The 15,236-nt window shown below is 38.0% G+C and carries 18 protein-coding genes and 1 tRNA gene; 17 read left to right on the top strand and 2 right to left on the bottom strand.

The genetic code is table 11. The features are described from left to right. The first annotated feature begins 18 nt into the window (after positions 1 to 18). The 7 genes from G7Y56_RS11160 (at position 19) to G7Y56_RS11190 (ending at position 6,017) form a co-directional block, all read left to right on the top strand. Positions 19 to 429: a VOC family protein gene (locus G7Y56_RS11160; protein ID WP_165043461.1), complete on the top strand. Its 411-nt coding sequence runs from the start codon at positions 19 to 21 to the stop codon at positions 427 to 429. Between the two features lie 195 nt (positions 430 to 624). After that, positions 625 to 2,472: a 2-oxoacid:acceptor oxidoreductase subunit alpha gene (locus G7Y56_RS11165; protein WP_165043463.1), complete on the top strand. Its 1,848-nt coding sequence runs from the start codon at positions 625 to 627 to the stop codon at positions 2,470 to 2,472. 5 nt (positions 2,473 to 2,477) lie between these two features. Beyond that, the gene (locus G7Y56_RS11170; protein ID WP_165043465.1) at positions 2,478 to 3,509 is read left to right on the top strand and encodes a 2-oxoacid:ferredoxin oxidoreductase subunit beta; all 1,032 of its coding nucleotides are present in this window, start codon (positions 2,478 to 2,480) and stop codon (positions 3,507 to 3,509) included. Between the two features lie 76 nt (positions 3,510 to 3,585). After that, positions 3,586 to 3,658 (top strand) — tRNA-Gly (locus G7Y56_RS11175). A 269-nt stretch (positions 3,659 to 3,927) separates the two neighbouring features. After that, positions 3,928 to 5,157, top strand: a complete 1,230-nt coding sequence (locus G7Y56_RS11180) for a site-specific integrase (RefSeq protein WP_165027315.1) — start codon at positions 3,928 to 3,930, stop codon at positions 5,155 to 5,157. Between the two features lie 22 nt (positions 5,158 to 5,179). Next, positions 5,180 to 5,431 (top strand): ORF6N domain-containing protein, encoded by a 252-nt coding sequence (locus G7Y56_RS18615; RefSeq protein ID WP_255491509.1) that lies wholly within the window; start codon positions 5,180 to 5,182, stop codon positions 5,429 to 5,431. Positions 5,432 to 5,621: 190 nt separating this feature from the next. Then, positions 5,622 to 6,017 carry a hypothetical protein gene (locus tag G7Y56_RS11190; protein ID WP_165027317.1) on the top strand — a complete coding sequence of 132 codons (396 nt, stop codon included), beginning with the start codon at positions 5,622 to 5,624 and terminating at the stop codon, positions 6,015 to 6,017. Positions 6,018 to 6,814: 797 nt separating this feature from the next. Here G7Y56_RS11190 and G7Y56_RS11195 read toward each other — a convergent pair. Together G7Y56_RS11195 and G7Y56_RS11200 are read right to left on the bottom strand one after the other, a co-directional pair. Continuing rightward, positions 6,815 to 8,077, bottom strand: coding sequence for a type II toxin-antitoxin system HipA family toxin (locus G7Y56_RS11195; RefSeq protein WP_165027295.1), 1,263 nt, complete (start codon positions 8,075 to 8,077; stop codon positions 6,815 to 6,817). Then, on the bottom strand, positions 8,074 to 8,400 hold the full coding sequence (locus tag G7Y56_RS11200; protein WP_165027302.1) for a helix-turn-helix domain-containing protein: 327 nt from the start codon (positions 8,398 to 8,400) through the stop codon (positions 8,074 to 8,076). Before G7Y56_RS11200 ends, G7Y56_RS11195 begins: the two co-directional genes overlap by 4 nt. A gap of 768 nt (positions 8,401 to 9,168) precedes the next feature. Between G7Y56_RS11200 and G7Y56_RS11205 the strand changes: the two genes are divergently transcribed. From G7Y56_RS11205 to G7Y56_RS11250, 10 genes are all read left to right on the top strand, one after another. After that, positions 9,169 to 9,432: a hypothetical protein gene (locus tag G7Y56_RS11205; RefSeq protein ID WP_165027306.1), complete on the top strand. Its 264-nt coding sequence runs from the start codon at positions 9,169 to 9,171 to the stop codon at positions 9,430 to 9,432. An 11-nt stretch (positions 9,433 to 9,443) separates the two neighbouring features. Beyond that, entirely contained in the window at positions 9,444 to 9,944 is a 501-nt protein-coding gene (locus G7Y56_RS11210; protein ID WP_165027309.1) for an SLOG family protein, read from the top strand. Between the two features lie 7 nt (positions 9,945 to 9,951). Further along, positions 9,952 to 10,971 carry a fusion protein gene (locus G7Y56_RS11215; RefSeq protein WP_165043467.1) on the top strand — a complete coding sequence of 340 codons (1,020 nt, stop codon included), beginning with the start codon at positions 9,952 to 9,954 and terminating at the stop codon, positions 10,969 to 10,971. Positions 10,972 to 10,976: 5 nt separating this feature from the next. Next, on the top strand, positions 10,977 to 11,387 hold the full coding sequence (locus tag G7Y56_RS11220; RefSeq protein ID WP_165043469.1) for a PcfK-like family protein: 411 nt from the start codon (positions 10,977 to 10,979) through the stop codon (positions 11,385 to 11,387). Between the two features lie 3 nt (positions 11,388 to 11,390). Next, a complete protein-coding gene (locus G7Y56_RS11225; RefSeq protein ID WP_165043471.1) occupies positions 11,391 to 12,659 on the top strand; it encodes a PcfJ domain-containing protein in 1,269 nt (422 codons plus the stop codon). Between the two features lie 42 nt (positions 12,660 to 12,701). After that, positions 12,702 to 13,214, top strand: a complete 513-nt coding sequence (locus G7Y56_RS11230) for a hypothetical protein (RefSeq protein WP_165043473.1) — start codon at positions 12,702 to 12,704, stop codon at positions 13,212 to 13,214. Then, on the top strand, positions 13,198 to 13,644 hold the full coding sequence (locus tag G7Y56_RS11235) for a hypothetical protein (RefSeq protein ID WP_165043475.1): 447 nt from the start codon (positions 13,198 to 13,200) through the stop codon (positions 13,642 to 13,644). The genes G7Y56_RS11230 and G7Y56_RS11235 overlap by 17 nt, the downstream gene beginning before the upstream one ends. A gap of 16 nt (positions 13,645 to 13,660) precedes the next feature. Then, a complete protein-coding gene (locus G7Y56_RS11240) occupies positions 13,661 to 13,900 on the top strand; it encodes a hypothetical protein (protein ID WP_165043477.1) in 240 nt (79 codons plus the stop codon). 158 nt (positions 13,901 to 14,058) lie between these two features. Continuing rightward, positions 14,059 to 14,463, top strand: coding sequence for a hypothetical protein (locus G7Y56_RS11245; RefSeq protein WP_165043479.1), 405 nt, complete (start codon positions 14,059 to 14,061; stop codon positions 14,461 to 14,463). 111 nt (positions 14,464 to 14,574) lie between these two features. After that, on the top strand, positions 14,575 to 15,132 hold the full coding sequence (locus G7Y56_RS11250) for an NYN domain-containing protein (protein ID WP_165043481.1): 558 nt from the start codon (positions 14,575 to 14,577) through the stop codon (positions 15,130 to 15,132). Positions 15,133 to 15,236: the final 104 nt, after the last annotated feature.

Genomic DNA, 15,236 nt, shown 5'->3' on the forward strand with positions numbered 1-15,236 from the left:
TATAATTGATGTGATAATATGGCAACAGGGATATATGTGAATCTGCCGGTTAAAGACCTGAAGCGGACAATAGAGTTTTGGGAAAAGTTGGATTTTAAATTCAATCCGGATTTTACAGACGACAATGCGACATGTATGATTATTACGAACGATTCATACGTAATGTTTTTAAAGGAGCCTTTCTTTAAAGATTTTATTGGGAAGAAAACGATAAGCGATTCTAAAACATCAACCGAAGCTATTGTTTGTTTTTCGGTTGAGAGTAGGCAGCGTGTCGAAGATCTAATTAATACCGCTCTTAAAAATGGAGCAGCTCCATCGAATAAACCGCAGGATTACGGCTGGATGTATAGTTGGGGATTTCAAGATCCCGACGGGCATCTATGGGAAGTGGTTTTTATGGATGAAGCAGCTATTCCTAAAGAATAATTTTTAATATAGAATAGTTAAAATGTGAGCCGGATATTCAAATGTTTGGCTCACATTGTTGTATCAGCTTGTTTTTGTAATCTAAATGACATTAAAAGGCAAAGTTTATTTTCTATATGTAAGAACCTTGTTTTCTTGTATATATTTTGTTACTTTGTTATTCTAAAACTAATAAAGACTATTTCTTATAGAAAAATGCAGAATAAAGTAAACATAAAAGACGTAAAAGATGTCGTTATCCGCTTCTCGGGAGACTCGGGAGATGGAATGCAATTAACAGGAACAATCTTCTCTAACTTATCAGCGATTTTTGGTAATCAAATAGCTACATTCCCGGATTATCCTGCCGAAATCCGTGCGCCTCAGGGCACACTTTCCGGAGTTTCGGGTTTTCAGGTACATTTAGGTGCTAATATTCACAACTCGGGCGAAAAAGCCGATGTTTTGGTTGCTATGAATCCTGCTGCATTAAAGGTAAATGCCAAATATTTGAAACAGGATTCTGTGATTCTTATCGATACAGATTCATTCTTGAAGAAAGATTTGGAGAAGGCTTTATTTGCGACAGAAGATCCGTTTGTAGAAATCGGATTGACTACACAAGAGGTGGTTGCTGTGCCGATCACGTCGCTGACGCGTGCCAGCCTCGAAGGTTTCGATTTGGATAGTAAATCGCGTACGCGTTGCAAAAACATGTTTTCTTTAGGTCTTGTTTGTTGGTTATTTAATAGGTCGTTGGATGTGGCGAACCATATGCTTTCGACTAAATTTTCTAAAAAACCGATACTTGTTGAGGCGAATCTAAAGGTTTTGACCGATGGCTTTAACTACGGACAAAACCGTGATATGACTGTTTCTTCATATCGTGTAGAAACAATAGATGTAGAAAAAGGATTTTATATAGATGTAAATGGGAATTCAGCGACGGCTTATGGCTTGGTTGCGGCTTCCGAGATTTCGGGCAAACCGTTGTTCTTGGGTTCTTATCCGATTACACCAGCTACCGATATATTGCACGAACTGGTTAAGTTAAAACAGTTGGGCGTAAAAGCGATTCAATTAGAAGATGAAATAGCAGGTGTATGTACTGCTATTGGTGCCAGCTTTGCGGGAAGCCTTGCGGTAACTACAACATCCGGTCCGGGGCTTGCTCTTAAAGGGGAGGCTATTGGCTTGGCTGTTATGGCAGAACTTCCGCTTGTGGTAGTCGATGTTCAGCGAGGAGGTCCTTCTACCGGTTTACCAACTAAAACTGAACAAACAGATTTGCGTCAGGCTCTTTATGGTCGTAATGGCGAAAGCCCTCTTGTGGTAGTTGCGGCAGCAAGTCCGACAAATTGTTTCGATATGGCTTATTGGGCATCCAAAATAGCGTTAGAGCATATAACTCCTGTTATATTACTAACAGACGGATATATTGCGAACGGCTCGTCGGCATGGAGGATCCCCGATTTAGATAGATTTCCGTCTATTACTCCGCATGATGTTAGTCTATTTAGAAGCAATGAATGGAGCAGTGCGTTGCGTGATGATGAGACTTATGCTCGTTATTGGGCAGCAGCAGGAACAGAAGGCTGTACGCACCGTATAGGCGGACTTGAGAAAGATTACAACACAGGTGCTATTTCTACAGACTCGGCTAATCACCAAAAAATGGTGGATGTACGTCAGGCTAAAATAGATAAGATTGCCGATTATATACCTGAACTCGAAATTATTGGTTCTAAAGATGCCGATTTACTTGTTGTAGGGTGGGGTGGTACATATGGACATTTACGCGAAGCTATTGAGAAAATGAATGATGCAGGTCAGAAGATTGCTCTAGCTCATTTCCATTTTATCAGTCCATTGCCTAAGAATGCAGAATCTGTTTTGAAGCAATATAATAAAGTGATTGTGGCAGAGCAAAATAGCGGACAATTTGCAGGATACCTGCAAGAGAAAATAAGCGGATTACAACTTTCGCGTTATAATAAAATAGAAGGACAACCATTTGAGGTGTCAGATTTAATAGGGGCTTTCACTAAAAAGATGGGGGAGTAAACATTATGATAGATACAAATTTGCAAATAGATACGCGTCAGGCGAAAGATTATAAGAGTGATCAGTATGTACGTTGGTGCCCCGGGTGTGGTGACCATGCTTTACTTAACTGCCTTTATAAGGCGATGGCCGAGTTGAAACTCGAACCCCATATGACAGCTGTTGTTTCGGGTATTGGTTGCTCTTCGCGTTTGCCTTATTATATGAATACTTATGGTTTCCATACTATTCATGGACGTGGGGCAGCTGTGGCAACGGGTGTGAAAACGGCTAAGCCTGAACTTTCGGTTTGGTTGGCAACAGGCGATGGAGACTGTTTGGCGATTGGTGGTAATCACTTTATACATGCCGTACGCCGCAACATAGATTTGAATATACTGCTACTAAATAATAAAATATACGGATTGACGAAAGGGCAATACTCTCCGACATCGGATAGAGGTTTTGTTTCTAAATCGTCGCCTTATGGTACGATTGAAGATCCTTTTCATCCCGTAGAATTGTGCCTTGGTGCGCGCGGAACATTTTTTGCCCGTGCTATCGATGTTGATTTGGCTAATACTACTGATACGCTAGTAAAAGCTGCTAATCATAAAGGGACTTCTGTAGTTGAGATACTTCAGAATTGTGTAATCTTTAATGACGATATCCATAGCAACATTGTGAACAAGGCTTGGAGAGACGAACGTACTATCTTGCTTAAGCATGGTGAGAAGATGTTGTTCGGTACAAATAAAGATAAAGGGCTTGTTGTTGACGGTTGGAAGCTGAAAGCTGTGACTATTGGTCAGGAAGGCTATACAATGGATGATGTGCTGGTACATGATGCTAAAGAAATAGATAATACTTTGCATCAAAAGCTGGGCATGATGTCATTAGAACAGGGATTACCTATCGCATTAGGTGTTGTGCGTGATGTTGATAGTCCGGTTTATGATCAGGGGGTAGAACAACAAATAAAAGATGTGCAGGAAAAAGATACAACCCGCACATTAAGAGATTATTTGATGACTAAAGATACTTGGGAAGTCAAATAATTGTAATATTTTTAGAGGAAATTTGAGAGAAAATTTTGAATAATTAAAAATAGCATCTATATTTGCACTCTCAATTGCGAAAGTAGCTCAGTTGGTAGAGCACGACCTTGCCAAGGTCGGGGTCGCGGGTTCGAGTCCCGTCTTTCGCTCTGTCTCTGAGAGACATCAGAGAGAAATATATAGATAATAGCTTCCAAATCAATAGATTGGAAGCTATTTTTTTAATATCTATTCCAATTTAAAGACTACAAAAAGCCAACGGCAGACAAGAAATAGGTACTAAATCGGTACCTGTTTTGAAAATGCCAAAACAGGTACCGATTTAGAGCATAAGTCTCTGTTTTGTCGCATATTGTCTGCCTACCTGTTCTTCTTTCGAATCAATTAAATTTATTTTTGTAATTTAAATCGAAAGAGTATGAGAAGAAGTACATTCAGGATTCTTTTTTATATCAAAAGAGGTAATCCGAAGAAAAACGGTAATGTGATTATAATGGGACGGATTACTGTAGACGGTGAACGTTCGCAGTTCAGTACAAAGCTCGAAATTATCCCTTCGCTTTGGGATAATACTTATGGAAAAGCCAAAGGAAACAGTGTCAATGCGGCAAACTTAAATCGTATGTTGGATAATATACGGGCTAAAGCATCTATGTATTATAACAAACTGACGGATGTCAATGGTTATGTTACTCCTGATAAAATAAAAAACGCATTGCTAGGATTAGAGGAAAAGAGCAAGTCGATTATGTATTATTTTGATAAATTCAATGAGCAATACAAATCTAAAGTAGGTATGATGGTTACACGAACTACTTACATGAGATATGAAACGGCAAAGAAAAGGTTATGCGAATTTATGAAAGAGAAATACGATGTGACTGATATGCCTTACAGAGAGATTACAACTGTTTTCCTTCAGGATTTTTACTTGTTTCTTCGCAATAATTATAACTCTGCCAATAATAATACAATGAAAACGATTCAGCATTTGAGGGCTGTCTTCTACTATATTAAGAATACGGGGGAAGCTTTTGCCGACCCGTTCGCCAATTTTAAGATTCATTTTGAAAAGATAGAACGCTCGTATTTGACTCAGGAGGAATTAACAGTACTGTCGAATAAAGAATTCGGGTGCGAAAGATTGGACAAAGTGAGGGATATTTTCCTTTTCTGTTGCTACAGCGGATTATCTTACTCTGATTTATCTGACCTGACAACAGATAAAATAAAGAAAGGAATAGATGGTCATTTATGGATCATGGATACACGTAACAAAACAGGGGTTCCTTACAAAGTCCGTTTGCTGGATATACCGGCGGCTGTTTTAAAGAAATACGAAAACTCACAGGATAATGGTAAACTATTGCCGGTTATCAGTAATCAAAAAATGAACAGTTACTTGTTTGAAATTGCTACTATTTGCGGTATTGATAAAAAAATAACCTGCCACGTTGCCAGGCACACTTTCGCAACTTTATGCCTGACAGAAGGTATGTCGATAGAGAGTGTTTCGAAGTTATTGGGGCATACAAAAATAAAAACTACTCAGATATATGCCCGGATAATCGATAAGAAGCTGAGCGAGGATATGGATAAATTAGCCCAAAAGCTGAATGTATCAGATAATCAGACAATAACAGCCTAAAATAAACCTGAAATTAAAAGCAATGAATTTAGAAAAAATTAAAGATAAAATTATTCTTATTCAGGGACAACAGGTTATACTGGATACAGATGTCGCAAACTTGTACGCAGTGGCAACTAAACATGTTAATCAGGCTATAAGAAATAATTCTGATAAATTTCCCGAAGGTTACATTATTACTTTGACAGAAGAGGACAAAAATAAGGTGGTCAAAAAATTTGACCACCTCTCAAACCTCAGATTCTCATCGACATCAATAACAAAGTCTGAGTGAAAAAGCATTGTATATGCTGTCGACGATTCTCAAAAATCCTGTTGCAACACAAATAACAATTGCCATCATTTGAGACAACTGATACTGAGACAACCCTGGAGCTTAATTTAGCGATACTCCCGGTAAAACATACTGTAAAGCGAAAACCTAAAAAGTAATGGATTAATTCCAATAGTAAAATAACATTATCATGAATAGAAGCATAATCAAAATAACTGAAAATTTCAATACAAGAACCTCCATAGAGATAGTTCCTGCCGGTGGAGAAGTCTGGATGACAAAACCTGAAATAGCCTACTTGCTAATGGTATATCAAAATACTATTGGAAACAATCTACGGGCAATTTTCAAAGCCGGTATTCTAAATGAAAAAGATGCTGTCAAGGAGTATAGATACAAAGAACAGGATATTGAACGTATTACAGTTTATTACAATCTTGAAACAATTATTACATTATGCTACCGCATACGCACTTTTCAGGCAGAAACCATCAGGAAACTTATACAAACTGAATTCTATAATAGAAATAACAATAAGCCGGAATCTTATATTCTGCATAATCTGTCCGTCTTCTCCTTAAATTGAAAACCCTAATGACAGGATTATAAATAACTGTACCCGGTACTATCTGAAGTATCGGGTACAGTTATTTATGGGCTGTCTTATATCTGCTATCTACTCTAGAAATTTCCACCTCATTTCCTTCAATCTTTATTCAGGCAGATATTTAGGTAGATTTTCGAAGGAGCGGGCCGATCATTTTTGAAATAAGATATATGAAAACATATCGGAACAAATACAAAACAATGGTTGTATTATCCTAATTTGTTAATGTTGAAATCTTAATACTAAGACATATAATAACCCTGTGAAAATCTATTCCGTTGGTTATGCTCCCATATACTACAAAGACATTCTCGGATAGAGGACAAGAGTCCCAAAATGTACACTTGCTTATAGTCTGATATTATGCTAAGTGTATTCTTATGTAAAGTGATACACTTAAGAATATATTTGAAACAAACGAGTTGCTATCCGATTCAGTTGTTTCCATTTTGGAAACAACTGCCGCTGAATAGTACAAGCCTAAGTGGGGATTGTTATGCGAAAAAATGATTCTTAACTTATCTGCAAAATGAATCCATAATAATTACCGTACCGTTTTTCAATTAGAATTTATCTATTTGCGGAACAAGTCTTCTAAAGTGTTCTGTCTGACAATGAATATCCAATGCCTTTATGTCGGGTCATTCTTCGATGAAGATGAAATGTGTTTTATCGTCCTGATCGATATAAAGATTATATTCAATATACGGCTTTTCTTGTTTAGTTTCTGCAACTAACGAAAGAGCGGAAGATGCACATTTTCATTGGTCTTACCGTCAATACGTGAATGCTGATTCCATCATGTCTTGTTCTGAATTTGGAATCTGATATTTGATAGCAATCGCTCTCCATTTAGAAACGATTCTCTTAATATTTGCAATTATATCTTCTGCTTCCTGATTCGATAATCTGTAATACTTTGCAACGCTCAATGCCAAATCAAAATCTAACGAATTATCATCTTCCGATATATTAAGCTTCAGTCCTGTTCCGTAAGGATTGGGATTGATATCATAGGCAGGAGACAATATCCAACCCGATGTTGTCAAAATAAATCCATGATTTCGGAGGTGGTCATCCGTATTACTCACTGCTATTGAAAAGACAATACGTTTAAATAGTTCAATTAAATCTTCTTTTACATTAGCTCCATTCTGAATGATGAATTCAACTAACTCAAGATAGCTTACTCCATCTTGAGAATCAGCTCCATCGATATATCCTAGTAAGGTCATGGCAGATGCAAAATGAATTCTTTTTCCTTCATTAGTTCTATCAAAACGCTTTGTCAAATAGGTATGGTATTTACTGTTGTATTTTTTCACAATACCCTCAGCCATATTAATTCCTGCTTTTTGAGCCAACTCACTTATAACCATTTCCCACGCTCCTGTATTTTGATCATCGCTATTGCTCGGAAATTTTGCAATCCAAAGCGATCCATCTGTATGTTGAATACTGGCTTTTGGTCTGGCACCACCTAAAGAAGAGCCGGGAGCCATCAGCATATTCAACCACTTTAGTATTTCGGGATTATCCTTTTCTATATTCTTCTCTAACTCAAGGCTGGCATGTTCCAACTCTCGTATTGAAGTCCAAGGAGGAGCGGAATAATCCTTATTATCGTCTAAGAACATACCATCCTCATCTATTTTGAAGCGCAACGCCCCCATTCGATGCAAATCGTAAACACCCAATAAGAAATCGGATTCAAAAAGAGTACTCATCGGTCTTTTTTCAGACTTAGCCAAGATTGCTTCTCGCCGTTTCATTAGAACCCGTCCCCATCTGTCAGGGGAGGAATCAAGAAATAATCCGAAATTTGATTTCTCTTCTCTCAAATATTGCATTCCTGAGAATAGCATTAAATCCGGATCTAGCGTTTGTGCTTTACCCGAGTTGAGCCAATTATTATTATATTCAAAGGAAAAGATCTCTTTACCTCTCAAATAATCGACAGTCAGCTTGCCCATTAACTGAGCCTCATTCAATTCAAGCCAGTCAGCATAAACGAATATTTCTTTCTTTTGATTCTTCATTGTGCAGATTTTTTATTCTTTGGAGCACGTTTGCCGACCAGCAGCTCAGCATCCTGTAATTTGCGTCCCAATATATCATTTGATGCGATCTGAGACAAGTCTTTTTCTAATCCAAGCACAAACAGCACTTGGGCATAAATTCCCATCGAAACACTCGATTCTCCTTTTTCCACTTGCCAAAGTGTAGATCGGGATATGCCTGCTCGTTCTGAAACTTGTTCAGCCGTTAGTTTTCGCCGCAAACGTGCAAGTTTTATATTCTCGCCCATATCAGCTAAGATCTGTGCTAACTTTGGTAATAATATTGCGTTTGTCTTTTTCATTATGATTCATATTTAATGCAAATATATATTATATGTTTAATATATGAAACATTAAATAAGTAATTTTACTTTGATTGTTTGGTATTTAGAAATATGCTTGTGAGAATACCTTTATCAATTAAATAGAGAAAGAGCTTTATAAAGGAATAAAGTATCTATTATTTACACTCAGTATACGGGAGTAATAGCTGTATCGTAAAGCCCAGTGAAAGACAACCCCCTGAATCCACTCTGGAACAACGCAAACGCTTATTGGGAAAGCGATAAAATAATCAAATTATTCTCACAAGTTATTCTTTCAAAAAAGCAATTACGTACCTTTGCAGCCGAAATATATACTATTACTGTATATTCCCCCTGCACCACATAACTATCCACTGCAAAGAAAGTCCCGGATAGAGAACCAAGCGTATATTCTTCCGATATACCCTTGATTTAAACAACTCATCTCCTCCTTATTGATATGGTCTAAACCATATATTTTGAAATAATTGATTATTGCATTTCTTTTTCATTTCTCCTATAATCATTCCTCAATTCTTCCTTTATCCAAAGTCGGTCATTTGTTCATCGAGCAAAGGTATGATGGTGTTTTTGTCATAGATATTCCGCTTCGCATTTTTCGTGAAAATCTTCCTCTTTCCCTTTGGGCGAGCGTATTTATCCCAAAAAAATATCTCTATCAAAAATCACAATACCTCTTGTTGCTCTATGAAACAAAAATGACCGACCTGTCGGATGCCGCAGAAGAAAAAAAAAGTCATGATTATGAGAAACGAAAAACAAATAATGAAACAAAATGACGCTCCTGCCGGAATTAACATAAAATTGGTTTGTAGAGTAGCTCTGTTGGGTGTTTGCGTGTGGTGTGTGTACAGAATAGGAGTATCAGCAGTGTCTGTGGTGGGAATATATATACTTATCCGTAGCGTGCTTAAAATCATCCGTTTGTCAGTCAGCATATTCTTTTCAGTACTCTCTATCCTGTTGCTGATGATAGTTATCTCCCTGATTGTAGTATTAATCTTTTAAAACATCCAACTATGAATATCATACATGTAGAAAAAAGCAAATCCATAGCCTTTACAGGACACCGTACCATTAGTGGGTCAACCGATGCAGAGCAAGTAAGAACCGATTTGTTGGCAACGCTGACACAAGCCTATAACAATGGCTTCAGAGCCTGTTATGTGGGTGCAGCACAAGGCTTCGACTTGTTAGCAGCGGAAGCAGTATTGGAACTACAAAAGATATATTCCGATATACAACTCTTTTGTGTCGTTCCATACGCAGGACATCACAGAGCATTTGACAGGGAGGACAAACTACGCTATATAGATATAGCAGACAGAGCCACATCCAATATCATTCTGTCTAGCCAATACTATGACGGTTGTTTTCTTCGCCGTAACGATTACATGATACACAATTCATCATTGCTTATTGCTTACCACGATGGAGGATTCAGAAGCGGAACGGCTTACACTGTCCGCAAGGCAAAAGCCAATTCAATACCAATCATCAATTTGTATAACATCAAATAACAATACCATGAACAAAGTATATTTATTAGCAAGCAGACAAACCATAGATAAAGACCAGCAAGCAGTAGCCATTAACCAAATCATCCGCATGGAGGGTTACAGCTATGATAAATATGTAGTGTACGATATAACCCAAGACCGTTGGGGAGTACATTATCATTTAATCAACCTCAGAACATTCCATTTTGATACCTCCGAAATCATACGCCCTTTGAGCCAAAAGTTTGGTATCGGTATGTATTTCGATGAACACAACATTGTATTCAAAACCGATGAAGAAGTAGCCGAAATACTAGCTAAAGCCAAAGAACAAGAGGCTAAGGAACAAGAAGAGGAACAGCGAGAAAAAGAGCGTGTAGAAGCCGTTAAAGTAATTGGTCGCCAATGGCTGAAAGACAACCTCCCAATGGATGCCAAAGCCATTATTGTCGCACATTTAAAACAAGATGAATCCGATTCACAAACAGATTATTTTGCATCATCCACCGCACGAACCGTTATACTCGGATTCTCCAAACACAAAAGGGACATCTTCTCTGAAATGCGTAAATGTGCATCCAATTTTGAAGAAACAGCCTATTTAGCAGAGTACAATGAAGAATATGAACACAGAGAAAAATATTCTATGGGTGCAGGGTACTATTTAGGCGAAAGCAGTTACCACGGATGGATTATCGAAAAGGAAACCTTTTCAGATTGTGAAAGAGCAATCGAATACTTTGCCTATATCGCAGGAAGTGCGGATAATATCCATATCAAAACCACCTCCGTCAAAGCATTCAAAACAGAACCCAAAGAGCAGACTAAAACTCAAATCAGTAACGAAAAGCTACAATTTGAGATAGTAGATTATTCGCAGAAAGCAATTGCCCTCTTTGGTGATACCAAAGCTATCAAAGACTTGCTTTTGGCAATGGGCGGAAAATTCAATCCGAGATTGACCCACAATGAACAGAAGCAAGCAGGGTGGATATTTTCCAAAAGCAAGAGAAACGAGTTAAACACAATTTTAAACCTAAAAGCATAATAATCATGAAATCAACCGATCATTTTAAAAATACCATCCTAGCCTATTTGGAAGAACGAGTAGCAAGCGATACACTCTTTGAAAGGGTATACACCAATCCCAAAAAGAACCTTGACGACTGCATCCGATTTATATTAAATACGGTTCAGAAAAGCGGTTGCAATGGATTTACGAGGGAAGAGATTTTCGGCATGGCTGTACATTTTTACCAACAAGAAAATATTGAAATCGGCAATCCTATTAATTGCAAGGTTGTAGTTAATCATACGGTAATTTTAACGGCAGAAGAGCAGGAGGAAGTACGCAAAGAAGCCATCCAAAAAGCACATAACGAAGCCTATAACCGAGCGATGCAACCCAAGAAGAAAGCCAATGCCAAACAACCCGAGTCTACTAACCAACTAAGCCTGTTTTGACCCATGAAACCAAAGACTAAATTCCAAAAACAAATCGTTGAAGCGAGTAAGAAATTACCCAAAATAACCGATACCCAAATACAATGGGCATATAGGAACTGTATAGAACATATCGGACATAAGACAACCAAGAGCGTTATTACTTGTCTGGAATGCAACCACGCATGGACTGATACCACAATAATGGAACACTGTACCTGTCCGCATTGCAATACCAAACTAAAGATAGAAAAAACACGCAAACGTACTTTCTTGGATTACGAATACCTGTGTATCGTTACTGCCTGTGAGGGTTTTCAAGTCTTGCGTTTCTTCTATATTGAATGTAAGATGAAAAAAGGAGAAGAACCTCAGTATTTCCATTCGGAAGTGGTACAACGATGGGTTGCTCCCAATGGCAAATATGCGACTATGGCACGACTAAGACCAATGGGTTTCTATGGGCATGAATGGAGTTGGTGGAGCGACCTTGAAATTCGTCCCGAAAGGTCATTGTACAATATCACGCCTACCGAAATATATCCACAGCAGAAGTTAATCCCCGAAGTACAAAGGAGTGGCTATAAAAAACAGTTTTATAACCTTACACCTTTTGATCTGTTCAGTTTTCTATTAAGTAACAGCAAAGCTGAAACACTACTCAAAGCAGGGCAGACAGATTTATTCCGTTATTTTGCTTATAACACCCGAAAGGATATAAACGACTATTGGGCATCTGTCCGCATTTGTTTTAGAAATGGATATAAGATAGAAAAGGTTTCCCAGTGGTGTGATTATATCGACTTGCTTCGCTTTTTCGGGAAAGATCTGCACAATGCAAAATATGTGTGTCCCAAGAACCTAAAAGCCGAACACGACAAATATGTCAAGAAGAAAAAAGAATACTACGAACAGGAACGCAAGGAAGAAGCAAGAAAGAAAGCATTGGAAGACCAAGTCGTTTTCAACGAAGAAAAATCCAAGTTCTTCGGTATTCAATTTACGGATGGGTTAATCCAAGTGAGAGTACTTGAGAGTGTCGAAGAAGTAATGTTGGAGGGAGATAATTTACACCATTGCATTTTTACTAACAATTATCATCTGAAACCCGATTCACTTCTTCTAACCGCCTCTATAGACGGTCAGCCGATGGAAACAATCGAGTTATCGATCTCTGAAATGAAAATCCTCCAATGTACAGGTGTGTGCAACCAAAACAGTAAGTACCACAAGCAAATACTCAATCTTGTCGGGCAGAATATACCTCTGATTCAAAAGAGAATGAGTGCGTAACTGATTAAATAATCGAATTGCAAACCTATAAATTATTGAAACATGGATGCACTCAAAGATTACTTCGACCAACAGAAAATGGAAAAGATAATAGAACAAGAACTCAATGTAAACCGATGGGTAGTTATATCCATCGGTTACAGAAGCAGGGACAATAAAACACCCGATACAATTTTATTCAGATACGATATTCCGCTTTATCTGAAAGAAAAATACAATTGGGTAATCCGTTGGCGAGCAGCCAAAGTACAATGCCAACACCCTAAAGAAGACATTTGTACATGGCTGACCAATTATGATAAACGTACCTCCTTGCGGTTAGAACACGATAGTCTTTACACACGAATTATTTCGGCTAAAGCGTGGCTGACAAGAAGCCGAAACAAGGTAAAGAAATACGAAGAGGAACGAAAGAAAACATTGTTCCACGATTTTGAGGCTGACCCTATTTGGCTCAATGCCATGCAGAAAGTAAAAGATAAGGAACAGCGACTTGTAGAACTTGAAACAATCTTAGAAACCGAAATACAAAAACGCTATGCGAAAGCTATCTAACTATACGCACGCCCGATATTGTACCGATGAAGCCGACCTGCTTGCAGGTTTGGCTGAGATCAACGAAGCTATGAAGTATCGTAACCTAATGGATAAAGCTATCCCAAATTATTATTATAGCAGGAGAAATAAACTCATAGAAAAGCTAAAGCATGTTGTTACCAAAGGATTGAAAGTTTATGAATTCAGATACAGAGGTCATATATTCAAAGCCGAACGGCAGTTCAAACCGCATGAAGATTTTGGATATGTAGGACGCAGGCTCACAGGGCTTGTTATTCACGGATGGGATTGGGATGAATTTTACATCTGCGTCCATGCCGTAGGACATGAAAACCAGGCACTTCATGATGCCGATATATTCCTTATGGATCAGGATTTCTTAGTAGTCCCATGTAGAGGTTTTTTAGGAAAATACACAATCGAATAAATACATCAATAATAGTATGAAACAGGAAATAAGACAAAATGGAGAAACGATTATCGAAAGTGATGATACTATCTTTATCCCTTTCATATTCGGCAATCTGACAGGCAGGAGCAGTAATAATATTAAAGAGTTTAAGACATATATCGAATATAAAACCATCCCCCTGATGAAATTCCAATATGGAAAATTCGAATTTTGGCAAGATGGAAAACTCACAAAAACAGGATACATAACAAAACTTTTATTGATAACATAAGACGGGTGAATAATTTGCCCGGTTACTTTTTCATGAGCTTCAAGAAACGTGCGAAAAAAAGTAACAAAAACCCAATCGAACAAGCTGTTTATCAAAATGAACGGCTTGTTTTTTATTTTTATCCATATATTTGTGGCAGGATAAACAAGGAGTGAATCATGACGGAACGTTTTTACAATATAAAACATTTATCTACCGGAGAGCTTCAGGAGCTATACACTACTTATATCAAAAAAGGGTGGAAAGATTTTGACTACTATCAATTAATGCCGCAGAAAATACAACCGCAGGAATTGTCCGATGCAGAAGTAATCCTTAATCTTGATGCGGAGCATAAACACAATTACTGTGTTTTTATGATTGATTGCACAGGTGAAAGGGACGGGATTATGTTTGGTTTCGGATTGTCTTATTACCCTGATTTTGCAGTTTATTTGCATCTGCCTGTTAACTTGCTGGATGAAATAGTTGATAAATATTCGTTAATACCCCATCCCGAAGTCAAGGATCAGACAGTAGCTGAGTATCTTCTAAATCGACCCGGTGGCTTTTCGTTGAACTAAAATAGAGTTGCTTATGGGGGAATCTTATGCTCCCTGATTCACGCTTGCGGCTGTTTATTGTGCAAGCAGTCATTATATCCCGGCTAATAAAACGAACAAAATAGTAGTACAATGGCAAAAAAAGAATCCAAAGACAAATCTCAGGTATCTCTCGCCATTCTGGTAGACGGAGATAATGCGACAGCTTCAAAGTTAAACGATGCAGTGAAATTTGTATCCGGCTATGGTACTCCCATTGTAAAAAGAATATATGCCGACTGGTCTAAAACAGGGACATCCCAATGGAAAGAACCTGCTAAAGAACTTGCATTCCGCTTAATAGAAGCTCCATCCTATGTTAAGGGTAAAAACTCTACGGATATTGCCTTAGTTATGGATGCCATGGATTTAATCCATTCAGGTATTGTAAACGGTTTTTGCATTGTGGCCAGCGATGGCGACTACACGCTTTTAGCCCAACGCATGAGAGAAGAAGGTTTTTTGGTATTAGGCTACGGAGAGACTAAAACACCCTTAAGCCTTGTCAGCTCGTGCCGCAAATTCCAGTATTCAGACAAGGAGCCACCCAAAGCGGAAACTCCCGATTCCCTGCTGAAAAAAGAAGCCGAAATATTTGACAGGGCATTTAATGTATTCGGCAAAGAAGTGTATAATATAATTGAAAAGTAGTCCACTAAAATAATTGAAAAGTATACCACCGGTTAAGTAAAATCCGCTAGAGCTTCTAATAAAGCCCTGCATTTTACTAACAAATATTAACATTATAAATTCCT

It is taken from the genome of Dysgonomonas sp. ZJ709 (genome assembly GCF_011039195.1).
In the GTDB taxonomy this organism is placed as follows: domain Bacteria; phylum Bacteroidota; class Bacteroidia; order Bacteroidales; family Dysgonomonadaceae; genus Dysgonomonas.

Coding starts and splice junctions, on each gene's coding strand:
- G7Y56_RS11160 (WP_165043461.1), top strand. CDS start 19: ATGGCAACAGGGATATATGTGAATCTGCCGGTTAAAGACCTGAAGCGG.
- G7Y56_RS11165 (WP_165043463.1), top strand. CDS start 625: ATGCAGAATAAAGTAAACATAAAAGACGTAAAAGATGTCGTTATCCGC.
- G7Y56_RS11170 (WP_165043465.1), top strand. CDS start 2,478: ATGATAGATACAAATTTGCAAATAGATACGCGTCAGGCGAAAGATTAT.
- G7Y56_RS11180 (WP_165027315.1), top strand. CDS start 3,928: ATGAGAAGAAGTACATTCAGGATTCTTTTTTATATCAAAAGAGGTAAT.
- G7Y56_RS18615 (WP_255491509.1), top strand. CDS start 5,180: ATGAATTTAGAAAAAATTAAAGATAAAATTATTCTTATTCAGGGACAA.
- G7Y56_RS11190 (WP_165027317.1), top strand. CDS start 5,622: ATGAATAGAAGCATAATCAAAATAACTGAAAATTTCAATACAAGAACC.
- G7Y56_RS11195 (WP_165027295.1), bottom strand. CDS start 8,077: ATGAAGAATCAAAAGAAAGAAATATTCGTTTATGCTGACTGGCTTGAA.
- G7Y56_RS11200 (WP_165027302.1), bottom strand. CDS start 8,400: ATGAAAAAGACAAACGCAATATTATTACCAAAGTTAGCACAGATCTTA.
- G7Y56_RS11205 (WP_165027306.1), top strand. CDS start 9,169: ATGAGAAACGAAAAACAAATAATGAAACAAAATGACGCTCCTGCCGGA.
- G7Y56_RS11210 (WP_165027309.1), top strand. CDS start 9,444: ATGAATATCATACATGTAGAAAAAAGCAAATCCATAGCCTTTACAGGA.
- G7Y56_RS11215 (WP_165043467.1), top strand. CDS start 9,952: ATGAACAAAGTATATTTATTAGCAAGCAGACAAACCATAGATAAAGAC.
- G7Y56_RS11220 (WP_165043469.1), top strand. CDS start 10,977: ATGAAATCAACCGATCATTTTAAAAATACCATCCTAGCCTATTTGGAA.
- G7Y56_RS11225 (WP_165043471.1), top strand. CDS start 11,391: ATGAAACCAAAGACTAAATTCCAAAAACAAATCGTTGAAGCGAGTAAG.
- G7Y56_RS11230 (WP_165043473.1), top strand. CDS start 12,702: ATGGATGCACTCAAAGATTACTTCGACCAACAGAAAATGGAAAAGATA.
- G7Y56_RS11235 (WP_165043475.1), top strand. CDS start 13,198: ATGCGAAAGCTATCTAACTATACGCACGCCCGATATTGTACCGATGAA.
- G7Y56_RS11240 (WP_165043477.1), top strand. CDS start 13,661: ATGAAACAGGAAATAAGACAAAATGGAGAAACGATTATCGAAAGTGAT.
- G7Y56_RS11245 (WP_165043479.1), top strand. CDS start 14,059: ATGACGGAACGTTTTTACAATATAAAACATTTATCTACCGGAGAGCTT.
- G7Y56_RS11250 (WP_165043481.1), top strand. CDS start 14,575: ATGGCAAAAAAAGAATCCAAAGACAAATCTCAGGTATCTCTCGCCATT.